General features: G+C 65.0%; 16 protein-coding genes. 6 read left to right on the top strand and 10 right to left on the bottom strand.

Annotated features, from left to right (window positions below; translation table 11 throughout):
- Positions 1-205: 205 nt before the first annotated feature.
- Genes ACSFBC_RS24420 through ACSFBC_RS24410 form a run of 3 tightly spaced genes read right to left on the bottom strand, consistent with a single transcriptional unit; the run spans position 206 to position 3,992 of the window.
- On the bottom strand, positions 206-2,434 hold the full coding sequence (locus ACSFBC_RS24420; RefSeq protein ID WP_435512922.1) for a polysaccharide biosynthesis tyrosine autokinase: 2,229 nt from the start codon (positions 2,432-2,434) through the stop codon (positions 206-208).
- Entirely contained in the window at positions 2,431-2,865 is a 435-nt protein-coding gene (locus tag ACSFBC_RS24415; RefSeq protein WP_435512921.1) for a low molecular weight protein-tyrosine-phosphatase, read from the bottom strand. The genes ACSFBC_RS24420 and ACSFBC_RS24415 overlap by 4 nt, the downstream gene beginning before the upstream one ends.
- Positions 2,862-3,992, bottom strand: a complete 1,131-nt coding sequence (locus ACSFBC_RS24410) for a polysaccharide biosynthesis/export family protein (protein ID WP_435512920.1) — start codon at positions 3,990-3,992, stop codon at positions 2,862-2,864. Before ACSFBC_RS24410 ends, ACSFBC_RS24415 begins: the two co-directional genes overlap by 4 nt.
- Before the next feature lie 548 nt (positions 3,993-4,540).
- On the opposite strand from ACSFBC_RS24410, the gene ACSFBC_RS24405 reads away from it, so the two are divergent.
- Entirely contained in the window at positions 4,541-5,713 is a 1,173-nt protein-coding gene (locus ACSFBC_RS24405; protein WP_435512919.1) for a nucleotide sugar dehydrogenase, read from the top strand.
- A gap of 81 nt (positions 5,714-5,794) precedes the next feature.
- On the opposite strand, the gene ACSFBC_RS24400 is transcribed toward ACSFBC_RS24405, so the two are convergent.
- Positions 5,795-6,046, bottom strand: coding sequence for a DUF1508 domain-containing protein (locus ACSFBC_RS24400; RefSeq protein ID WP_435512918.1), 252 nt, complete (start codon positions 6,044-6,046; stop codon positions 5,795-5,797).
- 245 nt (positions 6,047-6,291) lie between these two features.
- Between ACSFBC_RS24400 and ACSFBC_RS24395 the strand changes: the two genes are divergently transcribed.
- Complete coding sequence (locus tag ACSFBC_RS24395; protein ID WP_435512917.1) at positions 6,292-6,672, top strand: response regulator; 381 nt, start codon at positions 6,292-6,294, stop codon at positions 6,670-6,672.
- Positions 6,673-6,735: 63 nt separating this feature from the next.
- On the opposite strand, the gene ACSFBC_RS24390 is transcribed toward ACSFBC_RS24395, so the two are convergent.
- A complete protein-coding gene (locus ACSFBC_RS24390) occupies positions 6,736-7,395 on the bottom strand; it encodes a hypothetical protein (protein WP_435512916.1) in 660 nt (219 codons plus the stop codon).
- Positions 7,396-7,779: 384 nt separating this feature from the next.
- On the opposite strand from ACSFBC_RS24390, the gene ACSFBC_RS24385 reads away from it, so the two are divergent.
- Complete coding sequence (locus ACSFBC_RS24385; RefSeq protein WP_435512915.1) at positions 7,780-8,292, top strand: ClbS/DfsB family four-helix bundle protein; 513 nt, start codon at positions 7,780-7,782, stop codon at positions 8,290-8,292.
- Positions 8,293-8,411: 119 nt separating this feature from the next.
- Here the strand turns inward: ACSFBC_RS24385 and ACSFBC_RS24380 are convergent, their stop codons facing one another.
- Together ACSFBC_RS24380 and ACSFBC_RS24375 are read right to left on the bottom strand one after the other, a co-directional pair.
- Entirely contained in the window at positions 8,412-8,924 is a 513-nt protein-coding gene (locus tag ACSFBC_RS24380; protein ID WP_435512914.1) for a hypothetical protein, read from the bottom strand.
- A gap of 116 nt (positions 8,925-9,040) precedes the next feature.
- A complete protein-coding gene (locus tag ACSFBC_RS24375) occupies positions 9,041-10,081 on the bottom strand; it encodes an endonuclease/exonuclease/phosphatase family protein (protein ID WP_435512913.1) in 1,041 nt (346 codons plus the stop codon).
- Between the two features lie 227 nt (positions 10,082-10,308).
- On the opposite strand from ACSFBC_RS24375, the gene ACSFBC_RS24370 reads away from it, so the two are divergent.
- Both ACSFBC_RS24370 and ACSFBC_RS24365 read left to right on the top strand, forming a co-directional pair.
- On the top strand, positions 10,309-10,566 hold the full coding sequence (locus ACSFBC_RS24370) for an SWIB/MDM2 domain-containing protein (protein WP_435512912.1): 258 nt from the start codon (positions 10,309-10,311) through the stop codon (positions 10,564-10,566).
- Positions 10,567-10,732: 166 nt separating this feature from the next.
- On the top strand, positions 10,733-12,067 hold the full coding sequence (locus ACSFBC_RS24365; RefSeq protein ID WP_435512911.1) for a glycerate kinase type-2 family protein: 1,335 nt from the start codon (positions 10,733-10,735) through the stop codon (positions 12,065-12,067).
- A 6-nt stretch (positions 12,068-12,073) separates the two neighbouring features.
- Here ACSFBC_RS24365 and ACSFBC_RS24360 read toward each other — a convergent pair whose 3' ends face one another.
- Complete coding sequence (locus ACSFBC_RS24360) at positions 12,074-12,907, bottom strand: alpha/beta hydrolase (RefSeq protein ID WP_435512910.1); 834 nt, start codon at positions 12,905-12,907, stop codon at positions 12,074-12,076.
- A 91-nt stretch (positions 12,908-12,998) separates the two neighbouring features.
- Between ACSFBC_RS24360 and ACSFBC_RS24355 the strand changes: the two genes are divergently transcribed.
- Positions 12,999-14,261 (top strand): Nramp family divalent metal transporter, encoded by a 1,263-nt coding sequence (locus tag ACSFBC_RS24355; RefSeq protein ID WP_435512909.1) that lies wholly within the window; start codon positions 12,999-13,001, stop codon positions 14,259-14,261.
- A 40-nt stretch (positions 14,262-14,301) separates the two neighbouring features.
- Here the strand turns inward: ACSFBC_RS24355 and ACSFBC_RS24350 are convergent, their stop codons facing one another.
- Together ACSFBC_RS24350 and ACSFBC_RS24345 are read right to left on the bottom strand one after the other, a co-directional pair.
- The gene (locus tag ACSFBC_RS24350) at positions 14,302-14,625 is read right to left on the bottom strand and encodes an NIPSNAP family protein (RefSeq protein ID WP_435512908.1); all 324 of its coding nucleotides are present in this window, start codon (positions 14,623-14,625) and stop codon (positions 14,302-14,304) included.
- 102 nt (positions 14,626-14,727) lie between these two features.
- Positions 14,728-15,705 carry a tripartite tricarboxylate transporter substrate binding protein gene (locus ACSFBC_RS24345; RefSeq protein ID WP_435512907.1) on the bottom strand — a complete coding sequence of 326 codons (978 nt, stop codon included), beginning with the start codon at positions 15,703-15,705 and terminating at the stop codon, positions 14,728-14,730.
- Positions 15,706-15,727: the final 22 nt, after the last annotated feature.

Below are 15,727 nucleotides of genomic sequence, written 5' to 3'. Positions count from 1 at the left end.
TCCGAGCCTCAAGCCTCGCGCCACCTCTCATCCGCCCGCTATTACATCGATGTCAGACAAAGGCAGTGATGACGCGCCGCTTCTCATCATCGTGAGTACCCGCACTGCTGCTCACGGCCTTCGCAATGAAAAATGCCTGCCAGGCAAAGCACCTGGCAGGCATTTTTCGGTGAGTAGAAGAGCGCGCTGAGGCCCGCTCGCCCGCTCAGGCCTTGTACTTGTATTCGGTATAGCGGTAGCCACCGTACTTGTAGCCATAGCTGCCGTAATGGCGGCGCGTCATGTCCATGGCATTGAACAGCACGCCGCTTGCCGTCTTGCCGGCGTGGGCCAGGCGCTTGGCGCTTTCGTTGAGTTCGCCCAGTTGCGTCTGGTCGGCGCGCGCCACCAGCAGCACGACGCCGGCCTGCGGCGCCACGGCTGCGGCATCGGCTGCCACCAGCACGGGGGGCGTGTCGATCACGACCAGTTCGTACTGCTCCGACATCGCGTCCAGCAGGCGCGTGAAGGTCTCCGACATCATCATGTCCGCCGGGTTCGGTGGCAGCTTGCCGGTGGTCAGCACATCCATGTTGGGCAGCACCTGGCTGTGGATCGCCTGGGCGGGTGTGAGCACGCCGGCCAGCACCTCCGACAGGCCGTTCTCGCGTTTCATGCCGAGTTCCTGGTGGATATGGCCCTTGCGCATGTCGGCATCGATCAGCAGCACGCGCTTGCCCGCGGCGGCCATGATGGCCGCAAAGTTGGCGGAGATGAAGCTCTTGCCCACGCCTGGGGTGGCACCGGTGATCATCACGCGGTTGTTGCCGGACTCCAGCATGGCGAATTGCAATGCAATGCGCAGGCTGCGCAGCGCTTCGATGGCCGGGCTCTCGGGGTGAAGCACTGCGAGCAGTTGCACGCTCGAGGCATTGCGTTGGTCTACCGGAACCTGCTCTGGGGTGAAGGGGACCACGGAGTAGACATTGAGCCCTGTGTGCGCCTCGATTTCATCCGGGTTGCGGATGCCGCCCATGAACATGCTGCGAATGATGGCCAGCGCTGTGCCTGCCAGCAGGCCCAGCACCAAGGCCAGGGCCACGATCAAGGGCTTCTGCGGTTTGATCGGCTTCTTCGGTTGCACGGCCTGATCGAGCAGGCGCACATTGCCGACCTTGCCTTCCTTCACCAGGCGCAGTTGCAGCGCGCTGTTGAGCAGCGATTTGTAAAGTTCCCCGTTCACACGCACATCACGCTCGAGTCGCAGCGCATCCTGTTGAATGGTCGGCATGCCGCTCACACGGGAATTCAATGTGCCGAGCTCGCTCTGGATCGCGCCGATCTGGCCGTCGATCATCTTGATCCGCGGGTTGATGTCTGTGTACTTCGCCGCGAGCTCGCGGCGGTGTTGCTGCGCCTCGAGCAGCTTGGTTTGGAGTTCAACGGCTTTGCCCAGCACGCCCTTGGCTTCCTCGTCGAAAGCGATGGTGCCGTTCTTGTTGCGGAACTTGGTATAGGCGTCTTCAGAGGCCTCCAGCTGGCGCTTGAACTCCGGGAGTTGCTCATCGAGAAAGCCCAGCGTCTTCTGGGCCTCGGCAGCTTTTCGCTCGACGTTCTGGCGCACGTACTGCTCGCCGATGGCGTTGAGGATGCGCGAGAGGCGAGGGCGGTCGCTGTCTTCCAGCGTCACACTGATCACGTTCGACTGCTTGCCCTGCTCGCCGAGTTGCAGGCGTCTTTGAAGGTCTTCGATGGTGCCGAGGCGCGAGTCTCGCGTCACGACGAATTGGGCGCCGGGCTTGCCATCCAGCTGGGCAATCAGAAGCGTGATCGTGCCATCGCCGTCGGTATGCGCCAGCGGCTGACCCACAGTGCCGGTCAGTGTTTTGGGGAGGTCTTCGTTGCTCAGCGTATAACGGCCGTCCCCCAGCGCGGTGACGATAAATGGTTTGCCGTCTTCCAGGACCGTGGGCACATCGAACTGGGCGACCTCGATGTGTTCCTTGCCGGTCACATAGCCTGCCATGCCTAGAAAGCCAGGCTCGGACAGGCCCTCGGAGCGCCGCGCGAGCCACTGACCCATCAGCGGCAGATAACGTGGCTTTGCGTCGATGTACAGCCGCGTTTGGTCGACGGCGGCGCCGAGCACCAGGCGCGATCGAATGATCTGGATTTCGCCAGTGGCAGGTGTCTTTACGTCGAACAGGCTGGCCGAATCACCGAGAAACCCCTTGGCATCGGGCGCCGAGTCTTCCACCTGCACCAGCAGGTTCGACTGGTAGACGGGCGTCGAGAGCAATGCATAGGCCACACCGATCGCGACGGCCACGGCCGTGACGCCGGCCACCAGCCATTTGCGGTCGAGCAGGATGTCGACGTATTCCGACAGGTTGATTTCGTCGTCTTGTGCCGCAGGATTCTGGGGCGAGGTCGGGGCGGCAGCGGAAGGGGTCATTTGAATTTCTGTATCCGTTCGGCCCAGGCTTGGGTACCGGCGTCGATGAGTTGCAGGGCGTATTCAAAGGCGTCCTGGCCCTGGCGGTAAGGGTCGGGCACATCCTGCTTGAGGCTTTCGGCGAAGCGAAACACCTTGCCGCGCGTGAGCGGGTAGCGGCTTTCGATGTGGCGGCGCTGGCCTTCGTCCATGGTGAGGATCAGGTCGGCCTGCTGGCACATCAGTTGCGTGATCTGCCGTGCGCGATGGGCCTCGATGTCGAGGCCGCGCGCGCTCATCAGGGTCTTGGCGATGTCGTCGGCCGGGTGGCCGATGAGCGCGCCCGTGCCGGCGGACGACACCGCGATCTGCGGCAACGCGGCAGCCAATAGGGCTTCGCCCATCGGGCTTCGGCAGATGTTGCCGATGCAGACGACTAGAACGGACTTCACCGGGTGCTGATCTCGCTGCCAACGTTGACGACCTGTGCGCTCGGCAGGATCAGGCTGATGATGCGGTTCCATTGCACCAGCGGCACCGGGTCGATGTACACCACGTCGCGTGGCTTGAGCGCGAAGTTCTCGGCCAGTGCCAGGGCCGCGGGCGAGGCCGCGTTAAGGTGGAACAGCGCCGGGTCGCCCTGCGCGTTGTTGCGGATCACGTAGATCTGCGACGTGTTGGCCGAGAGCACATTGGCGCCGCCCGCCTCACCCAATGCCTGATTCAGGCTCAGGCGGCCGTTGTTCATGAGCAGCGCAGCGGGGCGTGTGACTTCGCCCATCACATACACCTTGTTCTCTTCGCGGCTGCGCACCGAGACCAGGTCGTCGCTCTGCAGCAGGATCTTGTTGGGGTTGACCCCCAGCGCGTCGAGCAGGGGAAGGTCGATGCGCGTCGTGACGTCGTTGCGCGTGAGCGTGACCATGGTGCGGTCGCCCGCGGTCGTGATGCCCCCCGCACGGCTGATGGCCTGTGGCAGCGTCATGGGCACGTCGGTAAAGATCTGCATACCAGGTGTGCGCACTTCACCTTCGACAAAGGCGCGGCGGCTGCGGAAGGATGCGATGCGGATCGTGACCTGCGGATCGCGGATGTACGGCGCCAGCTTCTTGGCGATCATGTCGCTGGCTTCGATTTCCGTCAGGCCCGCGACTTTGGTGCGGCCGATGTAGGGAAAGCTGATCTCGCCGCCAGCACTCACGATGAAGCCCGGTGCTGCGCTGATGCCGGTGGGATCGGTCGATTGGCTGATCACCGCGCCTGCAGAGGGCAGCAGGTCGGGATGGTCGTACACCACGATGCCGATCACGTCGCTGGGGCCGATGGTGTAGGGCGTGGGCGTGCCGAACAGCGCCTTGACTTCCGGCGCGATGTCGCGCGGCTGCGAGAGCCGCTGTGCCTGCACCAGTTCCTTGGTGATGGGGATGATCACGCCCTGCGGAGGGTTCTCCGGATCGCCGGCCACGTACTGCCCCAGCGGCACACTGGTGCGCGTGCCTGCGTCGGCATAGCCGAAGCCTGGCGCCGTGACCACTGCACAGCCTTGCAGCGCGAGAAGACTCGCGCAGACGGCAATCATCCACCCGCCTCGTACGGGATTTTTCGATGCAAAGCGCTTCAAAACTGGTTGTTCCTTGACTGTCTCGGTGATGACGCATAGCCGGTCAATCCGCTGCACGTTCGACTGCGTCGGGCGCAGAGGAAGGCATCGGTGAGACTGAAAGTCGGCGCGCACTTCAGGGACGAAGCAGCGTCAGTTTGCAATTGTAGCCATCGGTCAACGGTGGAATTTGACCGTCTCGCGACGATTCCGTGCATCAAAACGAGAGGGCATGCAATATGAGAAACCTTTGTATTCAACTTCTAACAGAGGGCAACCTGCGCAATGTCTCTCACGCGCAACTCAGGGCGTTCTTCGGGCACTTGGGGTTGGCCGATTCGATGCCTTCCTTCGTTTTTTGGCGTTAGGCAGGACCCAAGGCACAGTGGTTTACAGTGACGCCGCCGAATGTCCGCCTCGTCATCTGAGGCTGGTAGCCTCTGCGCCCACTCGGGCCGGCTGCGTCATCGCAAAGTGCGTGTCAGCACGCCGTCTCACATACATACCCCATGGGTCGACCACTCGGAATGACAAAAATCGCTATCGCTGGAACGGGCTATGTTGGCCTGTCGAACGCCGTCTTGCTTGCCCAGAACCACGAAGTGGTCGCACTGGACATCGACCCGTCCAAGGTCGCTTTGCTCAACGAGAGGCGCTCGCCAATCGATGACGAGGAGATCGAGCACTATCTCGCGCACAAGCCGCTGAATCTGCGGGCGACGCTGGACAAGCATGAGGCCTACGAGGGCGCTGCTTTCGTCATCATCGCGACGCCCACCGACTACGATCCCGAAACCAACTATTTCAATACCCGCTCGGTCGAATCGGTCGTGCGCGATGTTCTGGCCATCAACCCAAAAGCGGTCATGGTGGTCAAGTCCACGGTTCCGGTGGGCTTCACCGAGCGCATCAAGCGCGAGTTCGGCTGCGAGTCGCTGATCTTCTCGCCGGAGTTCCTGCGTGAAGGCCGTGCCCTCTATGACAACCTTCATCCCTCGCGCATCGTCGTGGGTGAGCGATCGGCACGTGGGCAGCAGTTTGCGGACATGTTGCGAGAGGGTGCGATCAAGCAGGATATCGAGGTTCTTCTCACCGAGAACACAGAGGCCGAGGCGATCAAGCTGTTTGCGAACACTTACCTCGCGATGCGCGTGGCGTTCTTCAACGAACTGGACACCTACGCCGCGGTACATGGTCTGGACTCTCGCCAGATCATCCAGGGCGTGAGCCTGGATCCCCGGATCGGCGGGCACTACAACAACCCGTCGTTCGGGTACGGCGGGTACTGCCTGCCGAAGGACACGAAGCAACTGTTGGCCAACTATGAGAACGTGCCCCAGAGCCTGGTGCAAGCCATCGTGGATGCGAACTCCACGCGGAAGGATTTCGTTGCGACGGACATCCTCAAGCGCAACCCTAAAACCGTGGGTATCTATCGCCTCGTCATGAAGGCCGGCTCAGACAATTTCCGAGCGTCGTCGGTCCAGGGCATCATGAAGCGATTGAAGGCGAAGGGTGTCGAGGTCATCGTTTACGAGCCCGTGCTCAAGGAGTCGGAATTTTTCCGTTCCAAGGTCTACGTCGATCTCCAGGCCTTCAAGTCGCATGCAGACGTGATCGTGGCCAATCGCTTGACGTCGGACCTCTGTGATGTCGAGGCGAAGGTCTACACGCGCGATCTGTTCGGCGGCGACGCCTGATCGGTCGCCCAGCGTTGGGTGACGGGCATTGCATAGCGCCACGCCGTGCGCCGTGCACGGCGGCAAACGGTGTCGGCGCTCCTATTTTGGCGGAGGTGTAACCTCCAGCACATTCCCCAGCGGATCGAAGATCTTGGCCTTCTGGGTCAAGGCGCGCACCGCATGGATGGCCTGCAACGCGGCATCGCGTGTCGAGAAACTTGCTGTGCTTCCGCACACCGCAACCCCTTCGGCGTCGCGCAGTTCCCAGACCCAGCGGCCGCCCCTGACGGGTATCACAACATATTTCATCGTTCGCTTTAGTCGGTTGCGCTCCATGACGGCGCTGGCCATTGTCTCTTCTTTGTAGGCCTGACTTCCGCGAAGCACTTACATTTTTGTTCACAGAGATGGCGCCTTGTCTGTAGGCGAAGCGCTGATCCTGTTTGCGGCCCGCTCACGCGGTGGATCGCGATGCCGCTAGACTTCCGCATGCATCCATCGGCGCGGTTTTTTGCGTCGAGCGCGTTGCTCTTTCTTGCACCGCCTTCGCATCGTCGAAGTGCCGTGATGTCGCGCCGACCTACCGCATTCCCTCCATGACGCTTCGTGTTTTCCTGGTTGAAGACAACCCTTCCATTCGTGACGTTCTCGTCGGACTGCTGGAGGACTCCGTCGACTGCGAGGTGGTCGGCATGGCGCCGTCGCAGGCGGAGGCCACCCGCTGGCTGTCTCGCAACGGGCAGGGATGGGACCTGATCGTGACCGATCTCTTCCTCGAAGAAGGCTCGGGCATGGAGGTGATCAAGGCCTGCGCGCAGCGGCTGCCGCACCAGCGTGTGGTGGTGCTCACCAACTACGCGGATGCATCGGAGCATCGCGCGATCTCGCAGGGCGCCGACGCGGTGTTCGACAAGGCCTCGCAGTTCGATGCCTTCATGGCCTATACGGGTGCGCTGGTGCGGGTGTCCGACACCTGAGGTGCATGCGGCGATGCCGCGGCCGTGGTGCCGCTCTGCCGCCGCACTGATCGACGGGTACCGTCAGCTTGGCGCCGGCATGGAGCGATCGTCTTGCCGCAGTCGCTCTTGAAGGCGCGGCCATGCGTCCGCAATCCGGAAACCGATGCCGGCATGGACGGCGCCGGCATGCGAGAAGGACAAGGCCGCGAAGGCGACGGCCAGTCCTGCATTGCAAAGCGCGCCGGTGAATGCGGGGAACGTCGTGTTCGCGATATTCGACAGCGGTATGGCCACATCGGGAAGGAAGCCGGAGGTCAACCCGACGACCAGGAACAGCACGGCACCGACGAGGCTGCTGGCGACGACGTGGCGTCGGGCCAGCGTCTGCCGATGGGTGAACGGTTTCCGGTGATGCTGCTGGTTGATGCACACGATCGCGGTCGCATTGCCGATGGCCACGATCACCGGCAGCGACCACCAGAACAGTGGGTGGTCGCTGTGGGCGTTGATCAGCAACGCACAGCCCACGATCAGGAAGGTGGGCGCGGTGACGGTGGCGATGGCCCATGCCAGCAGCTGCCACGCCCACCAAGGGCCGCGCCAGCGCAATGGCGGCATGGCGTTGATCCGGTGTTGCTGCGTGGCGGCGGCCGGCGAGGACGCATCCCGGGCCTGCGGCCACACCACCGACCGGATCCATGCGATGACCTCGATGCCCAGCAGCCGCACGAGCACGATCATCAGTTCTGCCAGCACCTTCGGCAGGGGCAGGTCTTCGGGCCGGGTGGTGCGACCCGTAGGGCGGTATGGCATGGCATGCCTTCTTGGCGAGGTGTCGGTCGGCCTGTCGCTGTCGTTGCGGCAGGGTCGATGCACGGTGCTCTGGTTCGAGTGATTGCCCCCGTCGATTCGCCGCGCTCCATGTATAGACGTTTGGCGACGAGGGAAACTGCAATCTTTCGTGGAATTGAGGCGTTTTGGGTACGGCACGCTGCGCTCCTGCGTGGGGCCGGATGCTGCATCCGGCCGGAAGCACTTCGCCATCGGTGTGCGCACCTTCCCCGGTCAACGGGAGAAAATGAAGACTTCAGCGGCCCTGCGGCCGCAGCACAGGAGCGAATCGGCATGGCTGTGCCAAACGACAAACAGGCGCTGCTGGACGCCATCCGCACCACCTACCGGAAGCTGGCGGCAGACCTCGGCAGCGTGCCGGCGGAACGTGCGCGCGAGGCGACATTGGAGGGCCATGCACAAGGCACGCAGATGAGCGTGGCCGACCTGGTGGCGTACCTGATCGGCTGGAACCTGCTGGTGCTCAAATGGTGCGATGCCAAGGCGCGTGGCCTGCCCGTGGATCTCCCTGACACCGGCTACAAGTGGAACGAGTTGGGCCGCCTCGCGCAGAAGTTCTATGCCGATCATGCCGGCACCGATTACCGTGACCTGCTGCGTCAGCTTGCGCAGGTCCACGACCGTATCGTCGCGCGGGTCGAACACGAGACCGAGGCTTCGTTGTACGGCGCGCCTTGGTACGAGAAGTACACCCAGGGCCGGATGATCCAGTTCAACACCTCGTCGCCCTATGCCAATGCGAGGGCGCGCTTGCGCAAGTGGAAGAAGGCCAACGGCATTGCCTGAACAGCAGTGCACGGACAACGCCGACGAAACGATCGGCCATTTCATCGATGACGGACATGGTGGCGGTGCGCTCCTTCCTGTATGGCCGTAACGGGTATGCGAGGCGTTGTACCGTGAGGTCACCCATTCGCAGGTGACGCCGGCAGCGCCTGCAGCGCCTGCAGCGCCTGCAACGCCGACCGCGTGCGATCGGAGAGCGGGACGCCGTTCGGCAGCAGCGCCAGGGCCTCTGCGCCACGCGCGGCGGTCTCCACATTGGCCGCAAAGGTAAGGGGGGTGTCGCGAAACGAGAAGATGAGGTTGAACGTGCCATAGCCCGTGCGCACGTCGACCTCACGGATGTCGGCAAAAGGGCGCTGGTGCTGGCGGATCACTCGGAAAACCAGTTGCTGGCTTTCGATGCAGAAAACGGGATTGAGGCTGTTGCTCGCGAAAGCGATCCATGGCAACCCGCGCAAACCGGTGAACGTTGCCAGCACGCGAACCTTGCCGTCCTTGATCGTCGCGGCGCCGGAACGGCCCTGGGCACGCGCACTGGCGCCACGCTTCTTCTTCTTCTTCCAGATCCAGTAGATGAACGCTATCGACAAGCCCTGTGCGGTGATGACCATGGTGGCCAGAAAGATGGCCATCGGATCGACTTCCAAAGTGCATTCCTCTCTACATGGATGGTTCGTACCGCCGTCGCCGGCCTTTCGGCCGGCGAGCGGCCCGACCTCAGTTGAGCACATTCACCCCCTGGCCGGCGTCAAACCCCGGTCTTGGCGATCGGCTTGTACTTGAACGTGGCGCGGATGATGCCGTGGTCGTTGGTGCCCAGGCCCTTGTGATCGTCGAAGTTCAGGTGGTCGTTGTTGATGATCAGGCCATCGAACATCCACAGCCGCTTGCGGCTGTTGTCGTAGAACTCCTGGCTCACCAGCACGTGGTCCAGCGATTCGCGGATGTCCTGATGGATGTGCGTGTAGTACACGTCGCGCGTGTCGCGGTACTCCTGCAGGGTCTGGGCCGTGTAGAGCGCCGTATCGCCACCGCCCTTCGAATCACCGACCAGGTAGCGGGGCTGGTCGGTGAGGATGTTGGCCGTGTTGCTGTGCTGGCCGTCGTTGATGTCGCCCAGCACGATCACGGGCGTGTCGTTGCCCTTCATCGACTCGCTCAGCAGGAAGCGCAGCGCGGCCGCCTCCGCGGTTCGGCGGATGGTGGACAGCGCCCCGCCCAGGCCATCGCCGTGTTTGCTGTAGGTCTCCTTGTCGTCCTTGTACCAGTCCTCGTTGAAGACCTTGGTGGGCGCTTTCGACTTGAAATGGCACACGTAGACATGCACGTCCGGGCCGTCCTCGCGCGGCTTGATCGTGAAGTGCAGCACCGGGCGCGAAAAACCGCGGATGTTCACCTCGATCAGCGGCGTCTGCGGATCATCGCCCTTGGAGCGCAGCACGAAGGCCTCGGGGAAGTCGCTGATCCATTCCGGCTCGCCGACCAGCAATTCCTTGCGCACGACGCCTGCGCAGACGATCTTCTCGCCCTTGGCGTCGCCCGGCACCAGCATGTCGTATCGGTCGGTCAGTCCTGCGGCATCGAGCACCCTGGTCAGCGAGTCCGCGTGCCAGAGTTCCTGGAACCCCACCACATCGGATTCAAGCAGCTGCAACTGGCGGGCGGTCCAGTCGATCTTCTTGTCGTATTGTTCCTGGCTCCACCCTTCCTGGTTCGTGTACATCCGAAGGCCAGGTTCGTTGAGATTGAACAGATTGAACGTGGCGATACTGAGCTGGGACAGTTTCATCATGCGCTCCTGAGTGGTTTTCCAGACCCTAGCCACGGCACGTGACAGGAGAAAGATGATCCTCCGCAGCCTATGGCCTGCCCCCCGGACCGGATCATGTCCTCACTCCGGCCACACCTTCGCGAAACGACAAGCCGTCGTCGACGGCATGCAGGTGACCCGCAGCCGATGTTCCTGTTTCAAAGCGGGTTGGAGCGGCTGTTAGAGTTGGCCGTTTGGGACCCCTTATGACGACTGTCAAGAAACCGAACGCTTTCAATCGTGCGCTGACCCCCAGCGCAGAACTGGCCCTGGTGATCGGCGCTGCGCCGCAACCCCGCACCGAAGTCGTGAAGCTTCTGTGGGAGTACATCAAGACCAACAATCTTCAGAACCCGGCGAACAAGCGAAACATCCTGTGCGATGCGAAGCTCAAGGCCGTCATGGGCAAAGACGAAGTGACGATGTTCGAAATGACCGGGCTGGTCGGCAAACACCTGAGCTGAGTGCCTGATCGTCACCCTGTCGCTGCGACCGGCGTGAGCCGACTGCAACGGTAACGGGGAGGGCGATGGCAACGATGAGGCCGGGCATGCGGCCCTCGTCGTGGGGGTGCAGGCGCTTGCCGGGCCGGGCGGTGTTGCAGAATTCGGGCATGGAGACACGCTGCACATGACCGCCCCGACCCCCGCGACCCTCCCCGATCCCCAGACGGCGCCGCGCGCCTTCCTCGAACATCTCTACCGCGTGGCGGTGGACCGCGCGCTGCCGCTGCACACGCTGGGCGCCCACCTGCCGTCGCCGCCCAAGGGCCGCACCCTGGTGCTGGGCGCGGGCAAGGCCGCCGGCTCGATGGTGCAGGCACTCGAGGCCTTGTGGCCGGCCGAGGCGCCGCTGTCGGGACTGGTGGTCACGCGCTACGCGCACATTCCGCCTCGGCCCGAAGGCGTATCCCAACGCGTCGAGATCGTCGAGGCCGCGCACCCCGTGCCCGACGCGGCCGGCATGCAGGCCGCCGAACGCATCCTCGCGCTCACGCAGGGCCTGACGGCCGACGACCTGGTGCTGTGCCTGATCTCGGGCGGCGGCTCCTCGCTGCTGGTGCTGCCGGCCGAAGGCCTGACGCTCGAGGACAAGCAGCGCATCAACAAGCAGCTGCTCGACAGCGGCGCGGGTATCGGCGAGATGAACTGCGTGCGCAAGCACCTGTCGCGCATCAAGGGCGGCCGGCTGGCCGCGGCCTGTGCGCCGGCCCGCGTGGTGACGCTGACCATCAGCGACGTGCCGGGCGACGACGCGGCCGTGATCGCGAGCGGCCCGACCGTGCCCGACGCCACCACCTGCGCGGACGCCCTGGCCATCCTCGACCGCTACGGCATCGAACTGCCGGCGCCGGTACGGGCTCGGCTCGAGCGCGGCGAGCTCGAGACGCCCAAGCCCGGCGACGCGGTCTTCGAGGGCCACACCACCCACATGATCGCCACGCCGCAGCAGTCGCTCGAAGCGGCGGCCCGGGCCGCGCGCGATGCCGGCATCGCGGCGCACATCCTCAGCGACGAGGTGGAAGGCGAGTCGCGCGAGGTCGGCAAGGTGCATGCGGCGCTGGCCCGCGCCGCGGCGCTGCGCGGCGAGCCTTTCGCGCGGCCCTGCGTGATCCTGTCGGGTGGCGAGACCACGGTCACGGTCCGGCCGCGCCAGCCCGGCCAGGCCAAGGGCCGAGGCGGGCGCGCGGGCGAGTTCTGCCTGGGGCTGACCGGCGCGCTCATGGGCCAGCCGCAGGTGTGGGCGCTGGCCGCCGACACCGACGGCATCGACGGCGTGGAGGACAACGCCGGCGCTTTCGTCACGCCCGACACGCTGGCGCGCGCCGCGGCGGCGGGCCGCAAGCTGTCCGACCACCTGGACCGCAACGACGCCTACGGGTATTTCGACGCGATCGGCGACCTGCTGGTCACCGGGCCGACGCACACCAACGTCAACGACTTCCGGGCGCTGCTGATCCTTTGACGAGGCTCAGTCGGCCTGGATCTCCGGCAGCGCCGCCGAGAGCGCGAAGTCGACGAGGTGCAGCCAGGTCGCTTCGAGGTCGACGATGTTGTGGTGGTCGGAGCCCGCCACCGTCTGCACGTGCACCGGCGTGGGCCAGGCATCGATGAGCTTCTGCGAGCGCACGGGCAGCACGACCACGTCGTGCGCGGCCAGCAGCACCTGGGTCTTGGCCGCGACCTCCTGGCTATGGGTCAGCGAGTCGAAACGGTGCCGCAGCAGCAGCGCGAGCGGCACCAGCGGGAAGCGCGCCTTCGCCACTTCCAGCATCGAGTCGTAGGGCGTCACCAGCTGCAGGCTCGAAAACTCGCGCCGCGCCGCCAGCTGGATGGCCACGCCCGTGCCCAGGCTGCGGCCGACCACGTGCAGCCGCGCGCGCGGGAAGGCCTTGCGCAGGTGGGTGGCGAACTGGATCGCGTCGGCGACCGAGGCGATCTCGGACGGATCGCCCTGCGAATCGGCCACGCCGCGGTAGTTGAAGGCCGCGAGGCCGAAGCCCTCGGGCAGCCAGTGCAGCGCCTGCGCCGTGGCGCGCACGTCCTCGCCGCGGCCCGCGAAGTAGATGAAAAGGTCCTGCAGGACGTCCTCGCCGTGCGGGTGGTAGACGTAGCCGCGCACCATGCCGCCCGGCACGGTGTGGGAGTAAATGGAGAAGTCCTCGGACAGATGCACCACCGGCAGCTTGCGGGCGTTGAACAGGATGTGCCCCTGCCGCGTGGCCAGGAGCGTCCAGTAGGCCGCGAGGCTGCCGAGGGCCGCGGCCGAGACGGACAGTGCGATGCGAGAGGCTTTGGATGACAAGAACGGGGCTCCGGACAAAAGACAGGCCCTAGTTTCGCCGGATTCCGAATTGGTCAGTTTCATCCAATACACGCGTGCTAGTTTCGCCCCGATGAAAAACCGGATCCCGTCCTTCCTCCGCCATGTCGGCCCCGGCGTCGTCACCGGTGCGGCGGACGACGATCCCTCGGGCATCGCCACCTACACGCAGGCCGGCGCCCAGTTCGGCACCGGCCTGCTCTGGACGGTCTTTCTCTCGCTGCCCTTCATGATCGCGATCCAGATGGTGTCGGCACGCATCGGCCGGGTCACCGGCAAGGGCGTGGCGGCCAACCTGCGCGACCACATGCCGCGCTGGCTGCTGCTCGGCCTGATCGGGCTGCTGGTGTTCGCCAACACCATCAACATCGCGGCCGACATCGGCGCCATGGGCGAGGCGCTGCAACTGGTGGTCGGCGGCGGCCAGCACTTCCATTCGCTGGTGTTCGGCGTGGTGACGGTGCTGCTGCAGGTCTTCGTGCCCTACCGGCGGCTCGCGCACATCCTCAAGTGGCTCACGCTGACGCTGTTCGCCTACGTGGCGACGGTGTTCGCGGTGAAGGTGCCCTGGGCCAGGGTGCTGCACGACCTGGTGGTGCCGCAACTGCAGTGGAGCAGCGACTACTGGATGATGATCGTCGCGCTGCTCGGCACCACGATCTCGCCGTACCTGTTCTTCTGGCAGGCCTCGCAGGAGGTCGAGGAACTGCGACAGAAGGGCGGTGGCGTCGGCGCCGTGGGCACCGAGGCCGAGATCTGGCGCGGCCTGCGGCGCGTCAAGCTCGACACCTGGATCGGCATGATCTTCTCCAACACCATCGCCTTCTTCGTGATGGTGGTGGGTGCCTCGGTGCTCTTCACCGCGGGCATCCACGACGTGACCTCGGCCGCGCAGGCCGCCGAGGCGCTGCGCCCGCTGGCCGGCGACTTCGCCTTCTGGCTGTTCGCGGGCGGCATCATCGCCACCGGCCTGCTGGCGGTGCCGGTGCTGGCCTCGTCGGCGGCCTATGCGGTGGCCGAGGCCTTCGGCTGGGAAGAAGGGCTGGAACTGCACTGGCGCGAGGCCAAGCCCTTCTACGGGATCATCGGCATCGCGACGCTGGTGGGCACCGCGCTCGATTTCACGCCGGTCGATCCGATGAAGGCGCTGTACTGGAGTGCGGTGGTCAACGGCGTGGTCGCGGTGCCGATCATGGCGGCCATGATGATGCTGGTCGCCCAGGAGCGCGTGATGGGCGTCTTCGTCTCGAGCCGACGCACGCGCTGGCTCGGATGGGGCGGCACCGCGCTCATGGGTTTCGCGGTGCTGATGATGGCGCGCGATCTGTTCGCCTGAGGCTTCGGGTCGGCGCGCCGACCCGGGGCGTGCCAGGGTGTCAGGCCTTCGGCTTGAAGAAGGACACCGGCGTCATCAGGCGGTTGTTCTGCGACTGCAGATAGCCCGCCTCGGCGCTCAGGGCCAGGTAGCGTGCCCAGGCCGGGTCGGCCTGCAGGGCGCTGCGCTTGCGCGCGCGGTCGGCCGCGTCGGTGTACACCCAGATGTGGACGTAGCTGTTGACGTCGCCGGTCTCGGTCTGCATGTAGACCAGCGGTTCGCCCAGATGCTGGCGCTGGATGTCGAAGCCGTGTTCGGCATACAGCGCCAGGTGTTTCCTGATGGTGCCCGGAATGCAGGCATAGGTTCTGACGTCGTAAAGCATGGGATCTCTTTTCGGGGGTGAATCGCGCCTCGGCAGGGGCCGAGGCGCAGGGGGCGAATCATCTCTCGGGATGTGGGCGGTGTGTGCGGGTCGGCACTCGGGTCATTCGGCGGTCGCGCCAGAGCGTTCCACCAGCGCGCCCCAACGCTTCACCTCTTGCGCAACGAAGGGCTGGAAGGTCTCGTGCCGGTCGCCGATGGGGTCGGCGCCGAGCTCCTTGAGCCGCGCCTGCACTGCCGGATCGGCCACGGCCTGCGCGATGGCGGCGGAAAGCCTGGTCACCACCGGTGCCGGCGTGCCGATGGGCGCGAACAGGCCGAACCACGAGCGGGCGTCCATCTGCGGATAGCCCGCTTCGGAGAAGGTGGGCACCTCGGGCAGATTGGCGCGGCGGGCCGATCCGGTGACGGCCAGCGGACGCAGCTTGCCGGCCTGGACCTGCGTCAGCACCTCCGGCAGGTTGGCGAACATGGCCTGCACCTGGCCGCCGATCAGGTCGGTCTGGGCCAGGGCGCCGCCCTTGTAGGGCACGTGCATCATGCGTGCGCCCACCAGCGTGTTGAACTGCTCGCCGGCCAGGTGGGCCGCCGTGCCGGTACCGCCCGAGCCGAAGTTGGACTTGTCGCCCGGCGTCTTCGCATAGGTGGCGAACTCGGCCACGTTGCGCGCCGGCACATTGGGATTCACCACCAGCAGCAGCGGCACGGAGGCCAGGTTCGACAGGGCCGCGAAATCCCTGGTGAGGCTGTAGTCGAGCTTGCGGTAGAGCGTCGCGTTGATCGCGTGGCTCGAGGTCGCCATCAGGATCGTGTAGCCGTCGGGTGCGGCACGTGCGACGGCCACGGCGCCGATGTTGCCGCTGGCGCCGGCGCGGTTGTCGACGACCACCGGCTGGCCCAGCTGGTCCGAGACCTTCTGGCCGACCACGCGCGCAATCACGTCGGTCGCGCCGCCGGCCGCGAACGGCACGACGATGCGGATCGGGCGCGATGGAAAGTCGTTCGCGCCTTGTGCATGGGCGGTCGCGAGCGCGCAGGCGCCCAGGGCCGCCAGGGCCGAGGCCCGCAGCATGGATGTCATGTCTTGTCTCCTTGTTATTGAA

Source organism: Variovorax frigidus (assembly GCF_051216515.1).
Lineage (GTDB): Bacteria > Pseudomonadota > Gammaproteobacteria > Burkholderiales > Burkholderiaceae_C > Variovorax.
The sequence above is the reverse complement of the archived record's forward strand: the minus strand, read 5'-3'. Positions and strand labels throughout refer to the sequence as shown.

Bases quoted from the DNA above. Each gene is read 5' to 3' on its own strand.
- ACSFBC_RS24345 (WP_435512907.1), bottom strand. From the start codon at position 15,705: ATGACATCCATGCTGCGGGCCTCGGCCCTGGCGGCCCTGGGCGCCTGC.
- ACSFBC_RS24390 (WP_435512916.1), bottom strand. From the start codon at position 7,395: ATGATCGTGCTCGTGCGGCTGCTGGGCATCGAGGTCATCGCATGGATC.
- ACSFBC_RS24385 (WP_435512915.1), top strand. From the start codon at position 7,780: ATGGCTGTGCCAAACGACAAACAGGCGCTGCTGGACGCCATCCGCACC.
- ACSFBC_RS24400 (WP_435512918.1), bottom strand. From the start codon at position 6,046: ATGGCCAGCGCCGTCATGGAGCGCAACCGACTAAAGCGAACGATGAAA.
- ACSFBC_RS24355 (WP_435512909.1), top strand. From the start codon at position 12,999: ATGAAAAACCGGATCCCGTCCTTCCTCCGCCATGTCGGCCCCGGCGTC.
- ACSFBC_RS24380 (WP_435512914.1), bottom strand. From the start codon at position 8,924: ATGGCCATCTTTCTGGCCACCATGGTCATCACCGCACAGGGCTTGTCG.
- ACSFBC_RS24375 (WP_435512913.1), bottom strand. From the start codon at position 10,081: ATGAAACTGTCCCAGCTCAGTATCGCCACGTTCAATCTGTTCAATCTC.
- ACSFBC_RS24370 (WP_435512912.1), top strand. From the start codon at position 10,309: ATGACGACTGTCAAGAAACCGAACGCTTTCAATCGTGCGCTGACCCCC.
- ACSFBC_RS24395 (WP_435512917.1), top strand. From the start codon at position 6,292: ATGACGCTTCGTGTTTTCCTGGTTGAAGACAACCCTTCCATTCGTGAC.
- ACSFBC_RS24365 (WP_435512911.1), top strand. From the start codon at position 10,733: ATGACCGCCCCGACCCCCGCGACCCTCCCCGATCCCCAGACGGCGCCG.
- ACSFBC_RS24420 (WP_435512922.1), bottom strand. From the start codon at position 2,434: ATGACCCCTTCCGCTGCCGCCCCGACCTCGCCCCAGAATCCTGCGGCA.
- ACSFBC_RS24350 (WP_435512908.1), bottom strand. From the start codon at position 14,625: ATGCTTTACGACGTCAGAACCTATGCCTGCATTCCGGGCACCATCAGG.
- ACSFBC_RS24410 (WP_435512920.1), bottom strand. From the start codon at position 3,992: ATGATTGCCGTCTGCGCGAGTCTTCTCGCGCTGCAAGGCTGTGCAGTG.
- ACSFBC_RS24405 (WP_435512919.1), top strand. From the start codon at position 4,541: ATGACAAAAATCGCTATCGCTGGAACGGGCTATGTTGGCCTGTCGAAC.